General features: G+C 58.0%; 2 protein-coding genes and 4 pseudogenes. 4 read left to right on the forward strand and 2 right to left on the reverse strand.

Annotated elements, in window-relative coordinates; all coding sequences use genetic code 11:
• Positions 1 to 98: 98 nt before the first annotated feature.
• Positions 99 to 215, forward strand: a pseudogene (locus AWB65_RS33970) (HU family DNA-binding protein); the annotation flags it as partial.
• Between the two features lie 30 nt (positions 216 to 245).
• Here AWB65_RS33970 and AWB65_RS33975 read toward each other — a convergent pair.
• Together AWB65_RS33975 and AWB65_RS33980 are read right to left on the reverse strand one after the other, a co-directional pair.
• Entirely contained in the window at positions 246 to 422 is a 177-nt protein-coding gene (locus AWB65_RS33975; protein WP_235008071.1) for a hypothetical protein, read from the reverse strand.
• Positions 423 to 991: 569 nt separating this feature from the next.
• Positions 992 to 2,569: an outer membrane protein assembly factor BamB family protein gene (locus AWB65_RS33980; RefSeq protein WP_159907952.1), complete on the reverse strand. Its 1,578-nt coding sequence runs from the start codon at positions 2,567 to 2,569 to the stop codon at positions 992 to 994.
• 871 nt (positions 2,570 to 3,440) lie between these two features.
• On the opposite strand from AWB65_RS33980, the pseudogene AWB65_RS37500 reads away from it, so the two are divergent.
• From AWB65_RS37500 to AWB65_RS33995, 3 pseudogenes are all read left to right on the forward strand, one after another.
• Positions 3,441 to 3,709: pseudogene (locus tag AWB65_RS37500) on the forward strand (IS6 family transposase); the annotation flags it as partial.
• A gap of 68 nt (positions 3,710 to 3,777) precedes the next feature.
• A pseudogene (locus tag AWB65_RS33990) lies at positions 3,778 to 4,098 on the forward strand (transposase); the annotation flags it as partial.
• Between the two features lie 850 nt (positions 4,099 to 4,948).
• Positions 4,949 to 5,473 (forward strand): annotated as a pseudogene (locus AWB65_RS33995) (IS30 family transposase); the annotation flags it as partial.
• Positions 5,474 to 5,900: the final 427 nt, after the last annotated feature.

The raw sequence follows: 5,900 nt of genomic DNA on the forward strand, positions 1-5,900 counted from the left end.
GATTGAGCTTCGACAAGATGCCAGAGCACGGCGGAGTCTTGCTGGATAAGGGCTGCGGAAACTCATCGCCAGAATTTACATGAAAGGTACGAATACCCCGGGCAGCACGAACGGGACGAAACCCAGCGACCGGTGAAGCAATCGAGATTGCGGCCGCGAAAACCATCAAATTCACGGCGGGCAAGGCGTTCAAGGACGCGGTTAGTCAGTCGTAGAGCAGCGGCGGCGTTTGTCGTTCAGTTGCGTCAAAATAGCTGATCATCCAACGGCAGCAGGTTGATGAGTTTGACCGCGGTGAGGCGTTCGAAGCCATCGGCGTGAATGGACCGGATCATGACGCGCTGTCCGCGCCCTTCGCCCAGCACTTCGACGATGCGCTCACGACAGCGTGCGATGGTGCCGCGCGGCGGCTTTCGATTCATGCGGCTGCGACCGGTCGGAGAGGGCATAAACGGATAGGAGCGGCTGCGTCAATCGCATTATGCTAAGGCGCGACGCTGGCGCCACATCATTGTTAGATTGTCACTCCAGCAAAGAAGAGCAAATGGTCATGCGACGCATGGTTGTACGTTCGTCCGTGTTCATGGACGAGGGGTCTTTGCCGTCACCCAGGTCCGTGCCGGCGAGAAACTTCTCGAGTGGAAGGCAACACAATAAGCTGCGTGAGCGGCGGGAGTGTTGATTAATGAAGCGACCGGTTGAATCCGCACCTTTGCCGCCTTTCGCCGGTTGCGACGGCCGAGCAGAAACGACCTCGATTGCGCGCGTTGGGTTTGTGGTGGCGCCGGGTTGCAGACGCAGCCGCCACACAACGGTCGACCGCGACCAGCAAGGCACTCGACAAACTCCTCATGGCGTCATCGCCAGACTTGCTCAGAAAATCGACAGGCGAGCGAAACCTTCAACGCGGATCCAGACCGGAAAACATCTCGTACGGTCGTCGTGCTGACGAACAACGCATCGAGCGTGTTTTGTGCCTCAGTATCCCGCCCTATAGACCATACGCATGGATCTTGTGATCGAAGCCTGCCACAAACAACTGTCCGTTCACGACCGTTGGCGAAGTAAAGATGCCCCCTGTCACACGATCGGCAACTGGAAGATTGTTGGTGCTCCATAGCTGCGCGCCACTTCGTGCGTCGACAGCAAACACCTCGCTTGCGATTCCGTCCGCATAGTACACCACGCCGTTCGCAACGATGGGCGAGATCGATGGGTTCTGTCCGGCTGAATTTACGCCGACCGAAAGGTTCCACACGATAGCGACCGAGCAGTCCGATTGAATTGACAACGCCACCAAGCCGTGGCGGACGATCCCCGAACTCGAATCAACCGGGTTGCCAAGATAAAGTCGGTTCAGCACCGGATCGAACGCCGGCATGCCGATGAAGTTGCCTGCCGGTGTACTCCGGCCGATCTGGAAGGAATATATAGGACCGCTAGCAAGCGTATTCCGGTTGTAGATGTACAGCCTGCCGGTCTTTTGCATGGCAGCCAACATTGGAGGGCATACTGCAGTCTGGAACAGCAGTGGCGTAGCGCCGAAGTCGGCATCGATGATATTCGGCGGCGGCGGCGTATTCGCCGCATCGACGGCCAGGCTGGTGGTGAGCCTGACGACATGTTCCGCATAAGCACCATTTTGTGCGTTAGGGAACGCGTTGCCCGTCGCCGTGTACACCCACAGGCCATTCGGCGAGATTGATACGCCGCCGGGACCCCATATGCCGCCTCCATCCGGACCCGACGCACTCGTCGGATACCATCTTTGAAGGATGGCCCCAGTAGTCGTCGAAACCCGCACAATCTGACCGTGATACGGCCGAACGTCACAGGGGCTAGCCGTCGTGATGTAGATATCGGAACCATTTAACGTGGGACTACCGAACACGATCGTCTTCGGCGATGCGCTTGGCGTGTCGATCAGCTGGACCCAAGGCATCACGTCGACGCCCGTCGATAGATCTAGTGCATGCAGAAATCCGTATCCTGTAACGACGTACATTCGATTGGTTCTGCGGTCCAAGGTCGGAGTGCCAATAGTCCCGACAAAGCCCCCAGACGCATTGAAATTGCCGCAGCGGGTTTGCACAGTGGGCGCCGGAACGCTCCATATAAGCTCGCCTGTGGCTGCGTTCAAGGCGACGATCCTGCCGGACCACGTAGCGGCGTAGACCACATCGGTCGGCCTACCGTTGACCAACACCCCCGTCATCAAGGTAGGCTGGGTGGTAATGGGACCGCCTATGTCGGTGGCCCAGTGGACGTGCAACTGCGACACGTTGTCGCGGTTTAGCACGCTTTCGACCCCGTTGTAGCCGAGACGCTGTTTGTTCATCCCAAAGGTAGGCCAGTCCGTGGCAACAGCGAGCGCGGCGGCGCCCGGGATCGTGGACGCCGTGATTTTGCTCGCATGAGATGTGGCAATGAACGGCGCGTCTCCCGGCGCTCCATCGCTATTCGTCGCGGCTGACGCGCCTTGCGCAATTGCTGCGACGGATATCAGCATCGCCGACGCGCCTCCAATGAGCAACGTGGCCGTTCGATGTGTGAAGGAGATTCGGTTCATGTGACACCTCTTCAACGAAGAAGGCTCGTGCCAACTGGCTAGCGCAGGAGCGTCGGTCGTGCCGCGAGTGAGCAGAGCGCGATCGTGCAGTCGGCTAGTCCGACCCGTGATGAGTCTCGCGTTGGACATACCGCTGACGGTCGGATATGCAAAGGTGACGCGTGACTGTCAACCTTATCGTGTGCGCGTCACTTTGTTATAGCAGGTGCGAAGTGGCGCGGTCTATTTTTTCGCGCGGACTAATAGCAAAGCAGTCGTCGATTGACGGGGAAAAGCGATAGCTGATATGAAGGCCACGCTAAAAGCTCACATTGCCCCCAAGGTTCACGGTGGCTATATCGGTCGGCGCGTATTGAAGGCGAGTAGAAGCGCAGTGCCAACGGGGAGGGCGAATCTCCCGCGCAAGGCCGTGAATGCGACCGCGATGGTGATGAAGCAGAGCTGCGCCCGCAAGCCGCACTTGTCAACCGCCAAAGTGAATCAGTCAGCTCGACGCTCGCAAACGTACGAGCACCTTGCGTCTCTCGAGCCGGAACTTTGCTTCGGGTGCGACCTGGGTCATTAGCTGAAGGCGAGATTGTTGGAAACTCTGAGGCCCCGTTTTAAACCGTTTCTCCTAAAGGCGCGAAGCCATCGTCATCCTGCGCGAGAACGGCATGTTCGCGCTCTTTAGACTAAAACGAGGCAGGAACTGCGCACCCACATATGCGGCAGCGCGATTTGCATAACGAGCGTCCATCTCTGCCAGGCACCATCTTTTGAAGGGGTGAACGCGCACAGGGGTGTCATAAAGCGCCTTGCCGCTCCAGCGCCGAGCCTCCGGTTATTACCATTCTGCCAAGCCGTCCTCGCAAACGCGTCCTCCGCTGAACCCGAGACGGGGACAATCGATAAAGAGCGGTGCGAACTTGGTCGCGCTGGATGCTTTCAACGCCGAAATGGGAAACACCAAGAAAGGTTCGCCAGAGCAAGTAGCTGAACAACTCGTTGAGCAGGATCATTGGGCGATCAAGCGACCCACGCGACCCATGCTGTAATTCAAGAATTTTCGTTGTGCTCGCATCCTGTTGAGCGGCATCGAAGTCAGCACAGATCGCCAAAGGGAAACTGGAAGACCGCAGCGTCGGATACACTCGTGCTGCAGCTTTACTGTTGGTAGGGCGGCCTCAAAAGCGAAGTGCAACACCTATCTCGTATAAGGTGTCGCAATGCCCGACCAAACTTCGTACCAACAGCTTCAACCTGAAGAACGCCTAGCCATCGCAAGCCTGCGGCTACAGGACGTGAGTATTCGGGCCATAGCTCGAATACTCGGGCGCTCGCCGGCCACCGTGAGCCGTGAACTGACGCGAAACAGCTCTCCTGCTGGCTATGCATCGGTGCCGGCTGAAGCGCTCAGCGCCGCCCGCCGTAGCGCGGGCCGACGCCCCGCGAAGCTTTGCCTACAAAGCGTTTGCTGGCGGGTCGTGCTCACCCTGCTCGAATGGAAATGGTCACCCCAGCAGATATCGGGCACACTGAAGCGCATGGTGCGATGTGATGTCGCGTAAGGGATTGTTTCATCTGGCGTTGGTTGCCAGACAGGAAACCGGCTGTTCCGTCAGCCGTAACCTACCGGTGCATGCGGGATTGGTAACGATCCGGTATGAAGCCACCGGGACAACGTAACCCGCTCATTGAGCAATGGTGACCTCGTGAGAGGAAGTCGTTTTCTGCCAGCGCCGCGGCGGATGGGGTGCAAGGTTGGGCAGTATGGTTAGCAAATGCGAACTGCTGATAAACGTCGTGATCAGTAGCAAGCCAAAGGCGCTGTCAGGCTTGAGCCAAAAGGCATACAGTCGGCTGTCCCTCTCATGCGTCGGGACACACGGACTAACGACTGTCGGCGAAAAGGCAGAACCTAACCTGCTCTTGTCCTTTATGCGGAACACAGTAAGCCCGATTGTCCGCCAGCGTCGCAGTTCATCGCGTTATCTGGCAGGTAACCCGCAAGGGAAGCTGTTGATCAAGCGGGTAAGAGAACGCGGAGAAAGCGAACGGCGGCCTGTAATGGGTCGCACAGGGGTTCGAGCTTTGCTCCGACCTGAAAGGGTGCAGACTTCCGCGTGGTGCAGTTGTCGCAGACCAGCATTTTAGGTTCAACGAGGGGCAGCTTGTGAGTGACCGGTGGGGCTACGGTTCAGCGCCTCTCGCCTCAGCAATGAGGCGAATCAACGATGTGACGTTTGCGAAGGTCGTAAGAAGGCCGGTACGACCGGCGTCCGTGTGACGTTTAATGCTGTGCTCGAGCTGTATGCGGGGAAACTCGCACGTACAGTTCTTCGGGGGCCGCGTTTCCGCGAGGAGACGTGGCTACCCAATTATCCGACCGACCCGACCCAGCACGTTTCGCACGAAACCATCTACACGGCCATTTATGCCCAGCCGCGCGGCGAACTGCGCCGGCAGCTCATCGCCTGCTTGCGCCACGGTCATAGCGCCCGCATGTCCCGCACACGCGGCACAGATCGGCGCGGGCAGATTCCCGACATGGTCAGTATCCATGTGCGGCCGCCCGAAATCGAAGACCGACTACTGCCTGGTCACTGGGAAGGTGACTTCATCAAGGGCGCCGCCAACCAATCTTCTGTCGGCGTGCTGGTCGAACGGACTAGCCGCCTGGTGCTACTCGCCAAGATGGAAGACGCCACCGCCGCCTCCGCGTTAGCGGGCTTCTCTGCCAAACTCAACTCGATTGCCGCGCCGTTGCGACAAACCTTTACCTACGACCAGGGCAAAGAAATGTCGCGGCACCAAGAACTCACTGCAGCCACTGGCGTGCGCGTCTACTTCTGCGACCCACACAGCCCTTGGCAACGCGGCACCTGCGAAAATACCAACGGATTGCTTCGTCAATATTTGCCTAATATAGATAGTCCGTCCCGCCTTCCGTGATACTGGTCACAGCTGGCAGGTACTGCCAGCGAAAGCGGGACATGCACCCGTGGACTACGAATAATTTGCCCCAACGTCTGACGTTTGTGCCTTTAGTTTCGAGTCTATGGGTGCGCTTGCGCTCGATAACGAATACTCAGGGTTCGCCGTGACACCGGCTCGCTATATTGCCTTCGCTGAACGCAAGTATGCATGTCCCTGCAAGGCAATTTACCACTTGCGGAGGTTCACATGGCACCTCTATCGAATCAGCAGTTCACCGCTTATGTTGGCATCGATTGGGCAGACACGAAGCATGACATCTGCCTGCAGGCCACCGGCAACGCCAGGCGCGAGTTCGACTGCATCCCTCATCAAGTCGCGCGCATTGACGAATGGGCAAAGTCTTTATACCAGC

The sequence above is a fragment of the Caballeronia humi genome, assembly GCF_001544475.1.
Classification (GTDB): domain Bacteria; phylum Pseudomonadota; class Gammaproteobacteria; order Burkholderiales; family Burkholderiaceae; genus Caballeronia; species Caballeronia humi.

Bases quoted from the DNA above. Each gene is read 5' to 3' on its own strand.
- AWB65_RS33980 (WP_159907952.1), bottom strand. From the start codon at position 2,569: ATGAACCGAATCTCCTTCACACATCGAACGGCCACGTTGCTCATTGGA.
- AWB65_RS33975 (WP_235008071.1), bottom strand. From the start codon at position 422: ATGAATCGAAAGCCGCCGCGCGGCACCATCGCACGCTGTCGTGAGCGC.